A 16,407-nucleotide genomic window follows, 5' to 3' on the forward strand; every position below is an offset into this window, starting at 1 on the left:
GCTTCGCCAACCACAACAACTGGGGAAAGGGCTTAGAACCCATGAGCAAGAACCACCGCATTCTCGATCTGATCCGCCGTAACCGTTCGCCGCTCGAAAACCATCTCATCGATGGCCTCGTCGACGGCCGCGTCAGCCGCCGCGACTTCATCCGCCATGGCAGCCTGCTCGGCCTGTCGCTGCCGCTGCTTGGCGGCATCACCACGGCCGCCGGCTTCGGCGGCATGCCATCGCTGGCGCGCGCCGCCGGTGCGGCTGGCGCCACACTCCGTGTCGGCAGCAGCGTGCCGGCCGCCGCCATCGACCCCGTCACCATCGCCGACGCCGGCGGGCTTCTCGTCATGCAGCAGGTCGCCGAATTCCTCTGCGTCGACGGTCCCGACCTGGTGCTCAAACCGGCCCTGGCCGAAAGCTGGAAGCCGAACGACAACGGCTCGGTGTGGACTTTCAAGCTGCGCAAGGGCGTGAAATTCCACTCAGGCGGCGAGATGAAGGCCGAGGACGTGGTGGCCAGCATCGACCGCCTCGCCGATCCAGCCAATTCGTCCAACGCGCTGTCGGTGTTCACCGGCATCTTGTCGAAGGGCGCCAGCAAGAAGGTCGACGACTACACGGTGGAATTTCATCTCGAAGCGCCCAACGGCAACTTCCCCTACATGCTGTCGTCCGACAATTACAACGCCGTCATCATCCCGGCGAGCTACAAGGGCGACTATGAAAAGAGCTTCGACGGCACCGGGCCGTTCAAGCTCGAGAAATACACGCCGAAGGTCGGCGCTTCCTTTGTGCGCAATGAGGACTACTGGGGCGAAAAGGCCCTGCCCGCGCGGACGGAGTTCACCTTCTTCACGGATATACAGCCGCAGATCCTGGCGCTGCAAGGCGGCCAGATCGATATCATCAACCAGATGCCGGTGCTCGCCGGCGTCGCTCTCCTCAACGATCCGAGTGTCGACATCATCAGCCTGAAGTCTTCAGCGCATCAGCAGTTGCACCTGCGCTGCGACGACGGCCCGATGAAGGACCCGCGCGTGCGCCGTGCCATCGCGCTCAGCATCGACCGCAAGAAGCTGGTCGCGGGCCTGATGAAGGGACGCTCCTCACCGGGCAATGACAGCCCGTTCGCCCCCGTTTATCCATCGACCGACCAGAGCGTGCCGCAGCGCGAGCAGGACATTGCGCAGGCCAAGCAGTTGATGGAAGCTGCCGGCGCCGGCAAGGGCTTCAAGATGACGCTCACCACCGAGCGCTATCTGGAGATCCCGGAATACGCGCAGCTCATCCAGAACTGGGTCAAGGAGATCGGCATCGAGCTGGAGCTCAACATCCTCGACCAGAGCGCCTACTACGGAGACGCGGTGTTCGGCAAATCGAACTGGCTGGATTCGGCGATGGGGATCACCGATTACGGCCACCGCGGCGTGCCCAACGTCTATCTCGCCGCTCCCCTGAAGAGCGACGGCACCTGGAACGCCGCGCATTTCAAGAACAAGGACTACGACACGCTGGCGACCAGCTACATCGCCGCGCTCGATCTCGAGGCGCAGAAGGCGACGGCGGGCAAGATCCAGAAACTGCTGCTCGAGGAAACGCCTGTCATCTTCGGCTATTTCTACGACTACCTGACGGCAACGGCGAAGGGCGTGGCGGGCGTGCAGCCTACCGCCATGTCGCAACTGTTCCTCGAAAAGGCATCGAAGGCCTGAGCGCGAGGAGACAAGCCCATCCCGCAACTGCCAGTCCCATCGGGGGCTGGCGCTTTCGCGGCCAGGCCGAGGCAAGGCGTTGCACGCCGGCCTGACGCGGACCCTCGCCTACGGGACGATTGATCGTTGACCGATCTGATGGAGTCCGAGACCCTGCTCACCACCATGCATTGGGGAACATACGAAGTCCGTGCCGAGAACGGCAGGCTCGTTGGCGTCGAGCCATGGAGCGGCGACCCCGATCCATCGCCGATCGGCAAATCCATGCTCGGCACGGTACAGGGAAACCTGCGCGTGGCACGTCCCGCCGTGAGGCGCGGCTGGCTCGAGGGAAACAGGTCCACCACCAACGGCCGGCGGGGCAGCGAGCCCTTTGTCGAAGTGTCGTGGGAAACGGCACTGGACATCGTGGCGGCCGAACTGGACCGGGTTCGCGTCGAGCATGGAAACAGTGCAATCTATGGGGGATCCTATGGATGGGCGAGCGCGGGAAGATTCCACCACGCCCAGAGCCAGGTGCACCGCTTCCTCAACACGATCGGCGGTTATACCAGTTCGGTGCTGAGCTATTCCTATGGCGCGGCCGAAATCATCCTGCCGCATGTGCTTGGCGGGACCGACGGCCTGACGGGCAATCATTCCACTTGGGACGGCATCGAGCAGCATAGCAAACTGATCGTCGCCTTCGGCGGGCTGCCTTGGCGCAACGCGCAGATACAAGGCGGCGGCGCGGCGCGCCACGAGGCTGCGGACGCCCTGCGCAAAGCCGTCGGCAATGGCGCCCGCCTCGTCAATGTTTCGCCGGTGCGCGACGACGCGCCGCGCAATGTCGATACCGAATGGCTGGCGCTTCGGCCGAACAGCGACACGGCGCTGATGCTGGCCTTGTGCCATGTCCTCGTCAGCGAACGCCTTCATGACGAGGGTTTTCTGGCGCGCTACTGCACCGGTTTCGAGATCGTTCGCGCCTACATCCTCGGGGAAAGCGACGGACGACCGAAGGACGCGCCATGGGCTGCCGCCCTGAGCGGCGTGGCCGAGGACCGGATCGTCGCCCTGGCCAGGGAAATGGCAGTCAAACGCACTATGTTGATGGTCAGCTGGTCGCTGCAGCGGGCCGACCACGGCGAACAACCTTACTGGGCCGCGATTACGCTTGCCGCACTGCTTGGCCAGGTCGGGTTGCCGGGCGGCGGATTTGGCTTCGGTTATTCGTCGACAAATGGCGCCGGCAGACCGGAGATGGGATTTCGCTGGCCATCCGTTCCGCAAGGCAAGAACCGCGTCCCGGACTTCATTCCCGTCGCCCGCGTGGCCGACATGCTGCTTAATCCAGGCGGGTCGTTCGAATTCAATGGCGCCGCGATGTCCTATCCCGATATCAGGCTCGTCTACTGGGCCGGCGGCAACCCGTTCCACCATCATCAGGATCTGAACCGTCTCGTCGAGGCATGGCAACGGCCTGAGACGATCATCGTCCACGAGCCTTTCTGGACGGCAACAGCACGCCATGCCGACATCGTGCTGCCGGTCACCACGCCGCTGGAGAGGAATGACCTCGCTTTTTCGAACCGTGAAAATCTGGTGGTCGCCATGAAACAGGCCATCGATCCGGTGCAGGAGGCGCGCGACGACCACCGGATCTTTGCCGAGCTGGCAGCGAGGCTTGGCGTGCGCGAGGCCTTCACGGAGGGGCGGGACACCGAGGAATGGCTTCGCCTGCTCTATGACCAGGCCAGGGAGAATGCGGGCGCCATCGGCGTCGACATGCCGCCTTTCGAACGCTTCTGGCATGAGGGTCACGCCGATCTCACCCGTCGCGTCACCTCGCAGACATTGCTGGGCTTATTCCGCTCGGACCCCGAGCGCCACCGTCTGGCGACCCCGTCTGGACGCATCGAGTTGTTTTCCTTGAAGATCGATGGTTTCGGCTATGACGACTGTCCCGGCCACGCGGTGTGGCAGGAGCCCAGGGAATGGCTGGGCAGCGACCTTGCGGAGCGGTTCCCCCTGCATCTCCTGTCGCCGCAGCCTGCGGACAAGCTCCACAGCCAGCATGATCATGGCTCGGTCAGTCGCGCGGGCAAGGTGTCGGACCGCGCACCGCTGTGGATCAATCCGGCCGATGCCGCGGCGCGCGGCGTACAGGACGGGGCGGTCGTCCTCGTTTCCAACGATCGCGGGTCGTGCCTGGCAGGCGCGGTGCTGACGGACGGCTTGATCCCTGGCGTGGTTCAGCTGCCGACCGGCGCATGGTTCGACCCTGCCGAGCCAGGACAGCCGCACAGCCTGGAAAAGCATGGCAACCCGAACGTGCTGACACCAGACCGGGGCACGTCGCGCCTTGCCCAGTCACCGACCTGCAATTCGACACTGGTTCAGGTGTCGCTGTTTGCCGGGGTCATTCCAGCGGTGACAGCCTTCGATCCGCCTGTCACAGTAAGTTCACCGAACCGCCTGGACGTGGCCGGGCCGAAACCTCGTTCATAAGGAGCCGATGCCATTCTCTCCTTCTTCGCCCGGCGTGTGTCGCTGTCGCTGATCACATTGTTCTTGCTCAGCATCATGGTGTTTCTGGGCGGCCAGGTGCTGCCCGGCAATGTCGGACGCGCCATATTGGGTCCGTTCGCCGACCAGCGGGCCGTGGACGCGCTCAACCACTCCCTCGGAGTCGATCGCCCGCTCCTCACCCAATACGCGACCTGGATCTGGAACTTCGTCCGGGGCGACATGGGCACCTCCTACATCTTCCGCTCGCCGGTGGCGCCGTTCGTCATCGACGCGCTCGGCAATTCGATGAAGCTGGCGGCGGTCGCCTTCGTGCTGGTGGTGCCGATCGGCATCCTGGGCGGCGTCATTGCGGCGCTCAACCTCAACCGGCCGCTCGACCGCATCATCAGCCTCGGCGGCCTGTCGGTGACCGTGCTGCCGGAGTTCGTCACCGGCATCATCCTGATCCTGATCTTCGGTGTGTGGCTGCGCTGGCTGCCGATCTCTGCGGCATGGCCCAAGGATGCCGGCTTCTTCACCCAGCTCTACTACCTCATCCTGCCCGCTTTGCCGCTGTTCCTGGTGTTGTTCGGCTATATCGCGCGCATGGCGCGCTCCGGCATGATCGAGGCGCTCGATTCTGATTACACGCGAACCGCCGTGCTGAAAGGCCTGCCATGGCGCACGGTGATCTGGCGCCACGTGCTGCGCAATGCGCTCTTGCCGACCATCACCGTCATTGCCACCCAGACCGGCTATCTCATCGGCGGTCTGGTGGTGATCGAGACGCTGTTCCGCTACCAGGGCATCGGCTCGCTGATCTTCACCGCCGCGCGCGGCAAGGACTTTCCAATGCTGGAATCGGGCATCCTCACCATCGGCATCGTCTATGCCGTGGCGACCTTGATCGCCGACTTCCTCTATTCCGTGCTCAATCCACGCATCCGGCTGGGGACAGACCAATGAGCGCCGTCCAGACCACCTCTCCCGTACGACAAGACGACACGCGCCGGCGCAGCCCGGCGGCGGAGGTCCTGTCCTCGCTCATGCGCTCCGGCACCTTTTTGACCGGTCTGGCCATCGTCCTGTTCTGGGTCGCCTGCGCGCTGTTCGGCGAACATTTCGCGCCCTATGATCCGCTTGCCGACGACATCATCAACGCGCTGTCGCCGCCTTCGGCCGAACACTGGTTCGGCACCGACCAGATCGGCCGGGACGTCTTCTCGCGCGTCATTGTCGGCTCGCGCGATATCCTGACCGTCGCACCGCTCGCCACCTTGCTGGCGACGATCGCCGGCACCGCGCTTGGCCTGCTTACCGGTTACTTCCGCGGCGTCGTCGACGATGTCGTCAGCCGCATCCTGGAAGCCTTCATGGCCATCCCCGTGGTCATCGTGGCGCTGCTCGCCATCGTCGCACTCGGCACCTCCAAGACCACCGTCATCATCGTCATCGGCCTGAGCTTCGCGCCGATCATCGCCCGCACGGTGCGCTCGGCGGTGCTGGCCGAGCGCGAACTCGACTATGTCGCCGCCGCACAGCTCCGGCACGAGAGCGCCTTCCACACGATGTTCGTCGAGATCCTGCCCAACGTCATCCCGCCGATCCTGGTCGAGACCACGGTGCGGCTGGGCTATGCCATCTTCGCCGTCGCCACGCTCTCCTTCATGGGCTTCGGCATCCAGCCGCCCTCACCCGACTGGGGGCTGTCGATCTCCAGCAATTACGGCATGATCGGAGGCGGCTTCTGGTGGACGGTGCTGTTCGACGCATTGGCCATCGCCTCGCTGGTGATCGGTGTAAACCTGGCCGCCGACGGCGTTCATGGAGCCTTCAATGACTGAACCCGCCAAGGCCCACAGCACGAAGACAAAGAACGCCAAGACCCAGAGCAAGGCAAAAAACGCGCTCGAACTCAAGGACCTGTCGGTCGCCTACCGCGTCGCCGGGCGCAACCGCGCGGTGCTGCGCAATCTGAGCCTCACCATCGGCCAGGGCGAGGCCTATGGGCTGGTCGGCGAATCCGGCTGCGGCAAATCCACCGTCGCGCTCACCGTCGTGCGCTATCTGCCCAGGAACGGTTCGATCACCGGCGGCGCCATCTCGCTCGACGGCAAGGACATCATGAAGCTCGATGCCGAGGCGCTGCGGCGTACCCGGGCCGAAAGCGTCTCCATGGTCTACCAGGATCCAGGCAAGGCATTGAACCCGTCGATCCGCATCGGCCGGCAGATGACCGAGATTTTCGAGCTTGGCGGCATTACTGGCCAGGCAGCCACCGATCAGGCGATTGCCATGCTGAACCGCGTGCGCATCTCCGATCCGGCAAGCGTCATGCAGCGTTACCCCCACCAGCTGTCGGGCGGCATGCAACAGCGCGTGGCGATCGCCATGGCGCTGGCCAACGATCCCTCCATGCTGATCCTCGACGAGCCGACCACCGGGCTCGATGCCACGGTCGAGGCCGAGGTGCTCGATCTTATCGCGCAACTGCGGCAAGAACTCTCGGCCTCGATCCTGTTCATCAGCCACAACCTCGCCGTCGTCTCCAATATGTGCGACCGCGTCGGCGTGCTCTATGCCGGCATGCTGGTCGAGGAGGGACCGACGGAGGTCGTCTTCAACGATCCCCGCCATCCCTATACCGTCGCCCTGCTGCGCTGCCTGCCGCGCGGTGGCCAGCGCAAGGACCAGGGCCGGCTCGACACCATTCCCGGCTTCCTGCCCGGCATTGGCGCCACGATAACCGGCTGTGCCTTCGCCGACCGCTGCGCGCTGTCGACCGAGCGCTGCCGCACCGAACTGCCGCCCCTCTATGATCTGAGTGACGAGCGCGGCAAACGCTTGTCACGCTGCCACTATCACGACAAGGCGCAAGCCCTGCCGCGCGCCACACCCAGCGATGTGGCGCCCGCGCCAAAGCCTGCGGCCCAACCTGTGTTGCGGGTGGCGGGAGTGAACAAGACCTATGCCAGCCATGGCCATCCCTTGCGCGCCGTCAAGGACGTCTCGCTTGATCTCAGGCCCGGCGAGACGCTGGGGCTGGTCGGCGAATCCGGCTCGGGCAAGACCACCTTTGCCAGGCTGCTGCTCGGCCTGGTGCCGCCCGATGATGGCGGCACCATCGAACTCGAGGGCAAGGCGTTGGCGCCGAAGCTGGAGAACCGCGGCGACGACCAGGTCAAGGCGATGCAGATCGTCTTCCAGAATCCGGATTCAGCACTGAACCGCTCGCATTCGATCCGCCACATCCTTGGCCGGGCATTGAAGCGGCTGGCCGGCCTGTCCGGCAAGGCGCTGGAGACTCGCCTCGACGACCTCGTCCGCTCGGTGCGGCTCACCGACCGGCATCTGGCCGTCAAGCCGCGCCAGCTGTCGGGCGGCTTGAAGCAGCGCGTCGCCATCGCCCGCGCCTTCGCCGGCGATCCGCGCATCGTCGTCTGCGACGAGCCGACATCGGCGCTCGACGTCTCCGTGCAGGCGGCGATCCTCAACCTGCTCGCCGATCTGCAATCGAAGGAAGACGTCAGCTACATCTTCATCTCGCATGACCTTGGCGTGGTGCGTTATCTCTCCGACAAGATCGCCGTGCTCTATCTCGGCCGCATCATGGAGCTCGGGCCGTCGGAGCAAGTCTTCTCCGGGCCGCACCATCCCTATACAGAAGCGCTGCTCTCGGCCGTGCCCAAGCTCGATCAGACCGAGACGGCGCGCATCCGGCTCGACGGCGAAATCCCCAGCGCCGTCAACCCGCCCTCGGGCTGCGTCTTCCACACGCGCTGCCCGCGCAAAATCGGCCCGATCTGCGAACAGCAGGAGCCACCGCTCGCCGAGGCGCAACCCGGACATTCCATCCGTTGCCACATCCCCTATTCGGAACTGGCGAGACTGCAGAAGGGTGTCGTCATCGAAGCAGCGTAGCGGCATTTCCTGCTCGCCATGCCGGCCCGTCACATCCGCCCGGTCATGCCCAGCGAGCGGTCGCCTTCCGAAAAACCCTGGTCGCTGCGCCAGTCCCCGGCCAGCGTGCGCAACCCGGTGAGCGCGACATCCAGGACATCCGAGGAAACCGGGTTCGACGGATAGGCAAGATAGATCGGCCGCTGGAACACCGGCGTGTTGTCGATACGCCGCATCTCGCCGCGCTCGATATGGCCGCTGACAGCGCTGAGCGGGAGATAGGCCGCCGCTTGCTGCGACAAGACATGCTGCAGCCCGATGAAGACCAGCCCAGCCGAAATCGCCGGCTTCACCATGCCGGCAAAGGCACGGTCGTGCTCGATGCGGAATTCCAGCCCCCAGTCCATCAGGATGTAATTTTCGGTCCATGGCTTCGTCTGCCTGGCATGCTGGACGAGCACGACCTGATCGACGGCGAGCGTCTCATAGACGATGCCTGGATGCGGGCGTGGCAGATAGAGGATGCAGATGTCGAGCAAGCCTTCCGCCAGCTGATCGATCGCCAGATCCGGGAAACTGCCTTCGAGCCGCAGCGCCACGTTCGGCCGTTCGGCACGCATCCACTCGACCCATGGCGAGATGATACGTTCCCACAAATAGGCGGGAGCGGTCAGCCGCAGCAGGCTCTCATAGCCATCGGGAACGGCGATGTCCTGCCTGGATTGCTCCCAGGTTCGGGTGATGGAGGATGCGTGCGGCAGGAACTGCCGGCCGGCCGGCGTGAGCGTCACACCATCGCGATCCCTGACGAAAAGCCGGCGCCCCAACTGCTCCTCCAGCCCCCTGATTCGCGCGCTGACGGTGGATTGGGCGAGGTTGAGCCGGCTGGCCGCGACGGTGAAGCTGCCATGTTCGGCAACCTCCAGGAAACTGCGCAGGTTCTCGGTATCCATGAATCACTCCTGCATCGAAAATTTCGATGGACCCCATCAAAAAATATCGCTTTCCGGTCGCGGTCAACAATGACCTAAATGGCCAATCCCCCAAGGGCAAGCGAGGAATGCAGCCATGCCAAGGCATTTCAGGATGATCGACGCCGCTCGCAGAAACCTCACCGCGATCGAAAATTCCGCTGTCGACGAATTGCTGGCCGGCAGGCTCGACCGTCGCGGTTTCCTGCGTCATGGCAGCGTGCTTGGCCTTTCCCTGCCGTTCCTGGGCAGCCTTGTCGCCGCTGCCGGTCTCGGCACGCAGCAAGCCCGCGCCGAGGGCATGCCGGGCGGCACGGTGCGCGCGGGCGTCGCTACGCCGGGCGGCGCGATCGATCCCGTCACCTATTATGACAGCGGCAGCTACCAGCTGGTTTTCCAGACCGCCGAATTCTTGTGCGTCACCCAGCCCGACCTCACCTTGAAACCGGTGCTGGCGGAAAGCTGGTCGCCGAACGAGGATGGCAGCGTGTGGACCTTCAAGCTGCGCAAGGGCGTGAAATTCCATAATGGCGAGGACTTCAAGGCCGAGGACGTCGTCGCGACCTTCGACCGGCTGGCCGACCCTAACGGCGCTTCCAACGCCCTTTCCGTGTTCAAGGGCCTGCTGTCGAAGGGCGGCACGCAGAAGGTCGACGATCACACCGTCGCCTTCCATCTCGACGCGCCTAACGGCAGCTTTCCCTATTCGGTGTCGATCGACAATTACAACGCCGTCATCCTGCCGGCGAGCTACAAGGGCGACTACGAAAAGACCTTCGAAGGCACCGGACCGTTCCGGCTGGAAAGCTATACGCCGAAGGTCGGCGCGACCTTCGTGCGCAACCCCGATTATTGGGGCGAGAAGGCGTTGCCCGACCGGCTAGAATTCAAGTTCTACGGCGACGTGCAACCGCGCATCCTGGCATTGCAGGCCGGCGAGGTCGACGTTCTCGACGCCGTTCCGCTCGACGTCAGCCAGGTGGTGCTGAACAGCCCCGACATCACGGTGCTGCGCGTCGCCTCGACCGCGCACCGGCAGCTCCACATGCGCTGTGACATGGCGCCCTTCACCGACAAGCGTGTGCGCCAGGCGCTGGCGCTGTGCATCGATCGCTCCAAGCTGGTCGATGGCCTGTGCCGCGGTATGGCAGCGACCGGCAATGACAGCCCGTTCGCGCCGGCGTTTCCGGCCACCGACAAGTCGGTGCCGCAGCGCACGCAGGATATCGCCACGGCCAAGCAACTGCTCGAGGCGGCGGGGCTGGCCGGCGGCTTCGACATCACCCTGACGACGCTGCGCTATTCCGACATTCCAGGCTACGCGCAACTGTTCCAGAACTTCGCCAAGGAGATTGGCGCGCGCATCTCGCTCAACATCGAGGACCAGGACAAATATTACGGCAAGGCGGTGTTCGGCCAATCGGACTGGCTGGACAGCCCGCTCGGCATCACCGACTACGCCCATCGCAGCGTGCCCAATGTCTTCCTGAAAAGCCCGCTGGTCAGCGACGGGCCGTGGAACGCGGCGCATTTCAAGAACCCGGCCTATGAGGGCATGGTCACCTCCTATCTCAAAGCGCTCGACATCGGCGCGCAGCGCGCGGCCGCGTCCGACATTCAGAAACTGCTGCTCGACGAGACGCCGGTCATCTTCAGCTATTTCCCCGATCTGCTGGTGCCGGTGCGCAAGAATGTCAGCGGCCTGCCGCCAATCGCCGCCGGGCTGCTGCTCGATCGTGTGTCCCTGGGATAGAGGCTTGACTTGGACAACCCGCTTTTCGGGCGGTGAGGCTATCCGGCAGAAGGGTTGCGAAGAGCGATGGGGGCCATCGTTCCAGCAGCTGGATGCAGGAGAAACCCGCCGCCCGGAACCCCTCTCCGATACAACAGCTCAATCCGAAGCTCATCTCACTTTTGGCCAACACTCGATGACAAAAGAAAAGAAACGGGAGACTACCATTCGCAAGCCTCATCTGCGCGGCCGCGGGCCGCATTTCCCCCTGCTCGACAATATCGTCCAGTACGAGTTCGAGCCGGGATATGTCGCCTTCACCATGCCGATGCAGAAGCGGCTTCGCGTGCAGGTGGGGTCAATGGTCGTCGCCGATACGACCAAGGCGCTGGTGCTCTACGAATCCGACCATTTGCCCGTCTATTATTTCCCGATGAGCGACGTGCGCGAGGAGTTCCTGCTGCCAAGCACGACGACGACCGAGAGCCCGTTCAAGGGCGTCGCCACGCATTATTCGCTCAACACTGGCATCACGCTGGTCGAGGATGCCGCCTGGCGCTATCTCGATCCGGTCAAGGGATCTCCGCTGCTGACGGACTACATGTCCTTCTATTGGCCAAAGATGACGCACTGGTATGAGGAGGACGAAGAGATTTTCGTCCACGCCCGCGACCCGTTCCGAAGGGTCGACTGCCTGCCCTCGTCGCGGCGGGTGCAAGTCATCCTCGATGGCGAGCAAGTTGCCGATTCACGCCGTGGGGTGTTTCTGTTTGAGACCGGTCATCCGGTGCGCCACTATCTGCCGATCTCGGACACGCGGCTCGATATGTTCGCGCCAAGCCGCTACGTTTCGCGCTGCCCCTACAAGGGCATCTCCAACTACTATCACGTGACGACAGCCAAGAAACGGCATGAGAACCTCGTCTGGTATTATCCGGAGCCGGTGCACGAGGCGGAGCGTGTCAAGGGACTGGTCTGCTTCCACCACGAACTGGTCGACAAGATCCTGATCGACGGCGTCGAAGTTCCGAAGGAAGCCACCGCTGCCTCGAACGGTTATTTCTGAGCGAATGCGCCCAACCTCGCCTGCAGTCTGAAATTCCGACACGGCGAAGCGTTAGTCGTTGCGCCGCATGAACGTTGGTATATATAATTTCATCCCATGAAACGGCCTTGGCGAGATGGGGCTCGCCGGGCCGACAGCCGAGATCATGGGACCGTGATGGCTCGCACCTCGCAGGGCGCCGCAGGACTGGCAATCGATCCGCGGACGATCGCTCCCGCAGCGATGCATCGGCCATGACACTGGCCACCTCGGCAGCATCCGTCACCACCGAAATCGAGCATCATCGCGCCTGCGCCGGCCTTGGCTGCGGCATGGCGGCAGAGGCCTTGCGCAACGATCATTTTTTTTCAGACAATCAAGAAAAGACGCAAGAAGGGAACGACCAATAACCATCACAGCTTGAAGGAGAACAAGCAATGCCACTTCGCAGTGTGATTTCGAAATTCTCAATGGGAGCCCTGGCACTTGCCGCGGCAAGTGCCATCAGTCCGATCGCCAATGCCGCGGCACCGGAATCCAACGACCCGATCAAGATCGCGCTGTTCGACTGGACCAGCGTCAACCTCAACGCCAAGATCCTCGGCGGCATCCTCGAAAAGCTCGGTTACACGGTCGAATATCCGACCGCCGACTACCTCTCCAGCCTGACCACCGGCCTCACCAATGGCGACCTCGATGTCGGCCTGGAATTCTGGGACACGACCGCCGGCGAGGCGATGAAGGCGTCCGACGCCACCGGCCAGACAGAGCGGCTCGGCAAGCTCGGGCCGAAGGCCAAGGAGGAGTGGTGGTTTCCCGAATATATGAAGGAAAAGTGCCCGACCTTGCCGGACTGGCATGCGCTGCTCGACGCCACTTGCGCGGCATCGTTCTCGACCGCCGAGACGGCACCGAAAGGACGCTATCTCGGAGGCCCGGTCACATGGGAAGGCTTTGATGACGAGCGCGTTGCCGCGCTGAAGCTGCCCTTCACCGTGATCCATGCCGGCACCGATGCCGCGATGTTCGCCGAGCTCGAGTCGGCCTATCAGCGCAAGGCGCCGATCATGCTGTGGATCTACTCGCCGCACTGGGCGCCGGCCAAGTACAAGGGCGAATGGGTGCAATTCCCCGAATATACGCCCGAATGCTACAACGACCCCAAATGGGGCGTGAACCCCGACGCCAAATATGACTGCGGCAAGCCGCATGGCGAGATCTGGAAGTACTCCTGGAACGGCATGAAAGACAAGTGGCCTGTCGCCTACAAGGTGGCCAAGGCCTACACGATCGACACCGACGAGCTCAACAAGATGAGCGGCGAGGTCGACCTGAATGGCAAGCCGATAGAGGATGTCGCTGCAGCGTGGATCGCCGCACACGAAGCCGACTGGAAAGCCTGGGCGCAGTGATCGTTCCGACTGGAAAGTGAGACCCGGCCGTTGATCGGCCGGGCCTCGGCTGTTGATGTTCCACAAGGACGATTGGATGACGGACAGGACTGAACAGGGGGCGACGCAACCGGACACGGGGAGCCGTCCGGTAAAACTCGCCTGCCGCAATGTGTGGAAGCTGTTCGGAGCGAACGCGGCCAATTTCATCCGCCAGCGCGATGGCAAGGCCAGCATGGCCGATGTCGCCGCGGCCGGACTGGTCGGCGCGGTGCGCGCCGTCGATCTCGAAATACGCCAGGGCGAGATCTTCATCATCATGGGCTTGTCCGGCTCGGGCAAGTCGACGCTGGTGCGTTGCATGTCCAGGCTGGTCGAGCCGAGCCACGGCAAGGTCGAGTTCGAAGGCAAGGACCTGCTGAAAATCTCCGACGCCGCGCTCATCGAGTTGCGACGCCATCGCATGGGCATGGTGTTCCAGAATTTCGCCTTGCTGCCGCATCTCAACGTGCTCGACAACATCGCCTTTCCGCTCAGCATCCAGGGCCAGGATCGGACGACGCGCGAGGCGCGCGCCCGCGAAGTCATCGAGCTTGTCGGCCTGCGGGGCCGCGAGCATTTCTATCCCCGCGAACTCTCCGGCGGCCAGCAGCAGCGCGTCGGCATCGCCCGCAGCCTCGCCACCAAACCCGAGATCTGGTTCCTCGACGAACCGTTTTCCGCGCTCGATCCGCTGATCCGCCGCGAGATGCAGGACGAGTTGATGCGGCTGCAGACCATGCTACACAAGACCATCGTCTTCATCACCCATGATTTCGACGAGGCGATAAGGCTCGCCGACCGCATCGCTATCATGAAGGATGGCGAGGTTATCCAGATCGGCACGCCGGAAGAGCTCGTGGTCAACCCGGCGACCGACTATGTCGCCGAGTTCACCCGCGATGTCGACCGCGCCAAGGTGATCTCGGCGCGCAGCCTGATGCGCGCCTGCGAAGGCGCGGAGCATGGCGGCGTGGTCGCGCCGGATGCCAAGATCGCCAGTTTCTCGGCCGACATCGTTTCAGCCGGCAAGCCGTTCGCGGTGGTCAACGGCACCGGCAAGCCGATCGGCGAAGTGACGCCGCAAGCCGTCATCGATCTGTTGGCCGGCATCGAGCGCGCGGCAGCCGGCACATGACAGTAACGGCAAGCGCCAGCAAGGTGAGACAGCCGGTTCAGCGGTGGCTCGTCATCTGGGCGCTCGCACTCACCGCCGTGCTCATGATGTTCCTGCTGCAAGACACCATTCCTTGGGCGGTGAACTATCCCGCCGGCGCAGTCGTCCCCGTCGCCGAGTGGGTCAGCGCGCTGATGGGCTGGATCAAGTCGAACCTTTCCTGGCTGACCCGTTCGATCACAGCGGTGCTCGGCGTGCCGCTCGATTTCGCGCTCGATCTCTTGGCCAAGAATTTCAAGATCGGTCATGGCGCGGACGCCTATGTCCTGCCACGCCTGTCCTGGGCCGGCGTGTGCGCCGCCGCCTTCCTCGCCGGCCATGCCGTGGGAGGTCGGAAACTCAGTCTGCTGGTGGGCGGCTGCTTCCTCTACATCGCGCTGTTCGGCCAGTGGACCAGCGCCATGCTCACGCTGGCGCTGATCTCCATCGCCGTGCCGTTCTGCATCGTCACCGGGCTGTTGGCCGGCATCTGGGCGTGGCGCAAGCCGTGGGCCGAAAGGCTGGTGGTCTCCCCTGCCCTCGACCTGATGCAGACGATCCCGACCTTCGCCTATCTCATCCCGATGCTGCTTCTGTTCGGCAACAGCCCGGTGTCGGCGATGATCGCCACCGCCATCTTCGCCACGCCGCCGATGGTGCGCGCCACGATGCTGGGGCTATCGCGCGTGCCGCTCGAGATCGGCGAATTCAGCGACATGGCGGGATGCACCGCGCGGCAGAAACTGTGGCGGGTGCTGCTGCCCTCGGCGCGGCCGACGCTGATGGTCGGCGTCAACCAGGTCATCATGCTGGCCCTCAACATGGTGATCATCGCGTCGATGATCGGCGCCGGTGGCCTGGGTTACGATGTGCTTCTGGCGCTGCGCGCGCTGAAGGTCGGCGAGGCGATGGAAGCAGGTCTCGCCATTGTCGCGCTGGCCATCGCGCTCGACCGGCTGAGCCAGGCCATCGCACACAAGCAGGCCAGGGGTCATATCCGTCAAGAGACGACCCCAGGCGTCTGGCGGCGCCACCCCAATCTGTCGTTGGCCATCGCGATCCTCATCGCGACGACCCTGCTCGGCCTGTTCCTGCCGGCCTTCGCGGCGGTGCCCAAGGCGATCACCTTCACCACCGCCCCGCTGTGGAAAGCGGCGGTGAACTGGGTGACGATCAACTTCTTCGACACGATCGAGGCGTTCCGCGTCGCGCTTATCCTCAACGTGCTCAACCCGGTGCGCGCTTTCTGCGAGGGTTTCCCGTGGCTGGGTGCCGTGTTCCTGCTCGGCCTTGCCGGCTATCAACTCTCAGGCTTGCGCCTGGCGGCGCTCGTCGCGGCGCTGACCGCCTTCTGCGCCGTGACCGGACTCTGGGAAAAGACCATGGCGACAGTCTATCTCTGCGGTATCTCGGCCTTCATCGCCTGCCTGATCGGCATCCCGATCGGGTTCGCGGCATCGCGCAGCGACCGCTTCGAGAAGATCGTAACACCCATCATCGACACACTGCAGGTGCTGCCGTCCTTCTGCTTCATCATTCCAGTGGTGATGCTGTTTCGCGTTGGCGACGTCACCGCGATGATCGCCACCGTCGCCTTCGCCGTGGTGCCGGCCATCCGCTACACCAATCACGGGATAAGGCAGGTGCCGCCGGCACTGATCGAGGCGGCAAAGGTGTCCGGCTGCACGCCGCGCCAGACCTTCTTCCGCGTGCAATTGCCGCTGGCGCTCCCCGAGATCATGCTCGGCGTCAACCAGACCATCCTGATGGCGCTGGCCATGATCATCATCTGCGCCATGGTCGGCACACGCGACCTTGGCCAGGAAGTGTTCATCGCACTTTCCAAGGCCGATTCCGGCCGCGGCATCGTCGCTGGCCTGGCCATCGCCTTCATCGGCATCGTCGCCGACCGGCTGTTCAATGCCTGGACGGCGAAGGCCCGGGCAAGGCTGGGATAGGCGGGAAGATGCGTCGCGG

Annotated in this window: 12 protein-coding genes; 11 read left to right on the top strand and 1 reads right to left on the bottom strand. The window is 63.9% G+C overall.

Going from position 1 to position 16,407, the window contains the following annotated elements; genetic code table 11:
- The first annotated feature begins 41 nt into the window (after positions 1–41).
- From FJ958_RS26735 to FJ958_RS26755, 5 genes are all read left to right on the top strand, one after another.
- The gene (locus FJ958_RS26735; protein ID WP_140747540.1) at positions 42–1,706 is read left to right on the top strand and encodes an ABC transporter substrate-binding protein; all 1,665 of its coding nucleotides are present in this window, start codon (positions 42–44) and stop codon (positions 1,704–1,706) included.
- Positions 1,707–1,844: 138 nt separating this feature from the next.
- Positions 1,845–4,196 carry a molybdopterin guanine dinucleotide-containing S/N-oxide reductase gene (locus tag FJ958_RS26740; RefSeq protein ID WP_140747629.1) on the top strand — a complete coding sequence of 784 codons (2,352 nt, stop codon included), beginning with the start codon at positions 1,845–1,847 and terminating at the stop codon, positions 4,194–4,196.
- A 12-nt stretch (positions 4,197–4,208) separates the two neighbouring features.
- Complete coding sequence (locus tag FJ958_RS26745; protein WP_140747543.1) at positions 4,209–5,162, top strand: ABC transporter permease; 954 nt, start codon at positions 4,209–4,211, stop codon at positions 5,160–5,162.
- Positions 5,159–6,040 (top strand): ABC transporter permease, encoded by an 882-nt coding sequence (locus tag FJ958_RS26750; protein WP_140747546.1) that lies wholly within the window; start codon positions 5,159–5,161, stop codon positions 6,038–6,040. Before FJ958_RS26745 ends, FJ958_RS26750 begins: the two co-directional genes overlap by 4 nt.
- A complete protein-coding gene (locus tag FJ958_RS26755) occupies positions 6,033–8,117 on the top strand; it encodes an ABC transporter ATP-binding protein (RefSeq protein ID WP_140747549.1) in 2,085 nt (694 codons plus the stop codon). The genes FJ958_RS26750 and FJ958_RS26755 overlap by 8 nt, the downstream gene beginning before the upstream one ends.
- A gap of 29 nt (positions 8,118–8,146) precedes the next feature.
- On the opposite strand, the gene FJ958_RS26760 is transcribed toward FJ958_RS26755, so the two are convergent.
- A complete protein-coding gene (locus tag FJ958_RS26760) occupies positions 8,147–9,049 on the bottom strand; it encodes a LysR family transcriptional regulator (RefSeq protein WP_140747552.1) in 903 nt (300 codons plus the stop codon).
- Positions 9,050–9,164: 115 nt separating this feature from the next.
- Between FJ958_RS26760 and FJ958_RS26765 the strand changes: the two genes are divergently transcribed.
- The 6 genes from FJ958_RS26765 to FJ958_RS26785 all read left to right on the top strand — a co-directional run bounded on the left by FJ958_RS26765 (position 9,165) and on the right by FJ958_RS26785 (position 16,388).
- Entirely contained in the window at positions 9,165–10,820 is a 1,656-nt protein-coding gene (locus tag FJ958_RS26765; protein WP_140747555.1) for an ABC transporter substrate-binding protein, read from the top strand.
- Positions 10,821–10,995: 175 nt separating this feature from the next.
- Complete coding sequence (locus FJ958_RS26770) at positions 10,996–11,865, top strand: DUF427 domain-containing protein (RefSeq protein ID WP_140747558.1); 870 nt, start codon at positions 10,996–10,998, stop codon at positions 11,863–11,865.
- 233 nt (positions 11,866–12,098) lie between these two features.
- Positions 12,099–12,254 carry a hypothetical protein gene (locus tag FJ958_RS31705; protein ID WP_181176529.1) on the top strand — a complete coding sequence of 52 codons (156 nt, stop codon included), beginning with the start codon at positions 12,099–12,101 and terminating at the stop codon, positions 12,252–12,254.
- 27 nt (positions 12,255–12,281) lie between these two features.
- On the top strand, positions 12,282–13,256 hold the full coding sequence (locus tag FJ958_RS26775) for an ABC transporter substrate-binding protein (protein ID WP_140747561.1): 975 nt from the start codon (positions 12,282–12,284) through the stop codon (positions 13,254–13,256).
- 76 nt (positions 13,257–13,332) lie between these two features.
- Complete coding sequence (locus tag FJ958_RS26780) at positions 13,333–14,412, top strand: glycine betaine/L-proline ABC transporter ATP-binding protein (protein ID WP_140747564.1); 1,080 nt, start codon at positions 13,333–13,335, stop codon at positions 14,410–14,412.
- Positions 14,409–16,388, top strand: coding sequence for an ABC transporter permease subunit (locus FJ958_RS26785; protein WP_140747567.1), 1,980 nt, complete (start codon positions 14,409–14,411; stop codon positions 16,386–16,388). Before FJ958_RS26780 ends, FJ958_RS26785 begins: the two co-directional genes overlap by 4 nt.
- Positions 16,389–16,407 lie beyond the last annotated feature (19 nt).

The organism is Mesorhizobium sp. B2-3-5, from assembly GCF_006442395.1.
Taxonomy (GTDB): Bacteria; Pseudomonadota; Alphaproteobacteria; order Rhizobiales; family Rhizobiaceae; genus Mesorhizobium.

What these genes read in the sequence shown, in the direction of transcription:
- FJ958_RS26735 (WP_140747540.1), top strand. Translation starts at nt 42, where the DNA reads ATGAGCAAGAACCACCGCATTCTCGATCTGATCCGCCGTAACCGTTCG.
- FJ958_RS26740 (WP_140747629.1), top strand. Translation starts at nt 1,845, where the DNA reads ATGGAGTCCGAGACCCTGCTCACCACCATGCATTGGGGAACATACGAA.
- FJ958_RS26750 (WP_140747546.1), top strand. Translation starts at nt 5,159, where the DNA reads ATGAGCGCCGTCCAGACCACCTCTCCCGTACGACAAGACGACACGCGC.
- FJ958_RS26755 (WP_140747549.1), top strand. Translation starts at nt 6,033, where the DNA reads ATGACTGAACCCGCCAAGGCCCACAGCACGAAGACAAAGAACGCCAAG.
- FJ958_RS26760 (WP_140747552.1), bottom strand. Translation starts at nt 9,049, where the DNA reads ATGGATACCGAGAACCTGCGCAGTTTCCTGGAGGTTGCCGAACATGGC.
- FJ958_RS26765 (WP_140747555.1), top strand. Translation starts at nt 9,165, where the DNA reads ATGCCAAGGCATTTCAGGATGATCGACGCCGCTCGCAGAAACCTCACC.
- FJ958_RS26770 (WP_140747558.1), top strand. Translation starts at nt 10,996, where the DNA reads ATGACAAAAGAAAAGAAACGGGAGACTACCATTCGCAAGCCTCATCTG.
- FJ958_RS31705 (WP_181176529.1), top strand. Translation starts at nt 12,099, where the DNA reads ATGACACTGGCCACCTCGGCAGCATCCGTCACCACCGAAATCGAGCAT.
- FJ958_RS26775 (WP_140747561.1), top strand. Translation starts at nt 12,282, where the DNA reads ATGCCACTTCGCAGTGTGATTTCGAAATTCTCAATGGGAGCCCTGGCA.
- FJ958_RS26780 (WP_140747564.1), top strand. Translation starts at nt 13,333, where the DNA reads ATGACGGACAGGACTGAACAGGGGGCGACGCAACCGGACACGGGGAGC.
- FJ958_RS26785 (WP_140747567.1), top strand. Translation starts at nt 14,409, where the DNA reads ATGACAGTAACGGCAAGCGCCAGCAAGGTGAGACAGCCGGTTCAGCGG.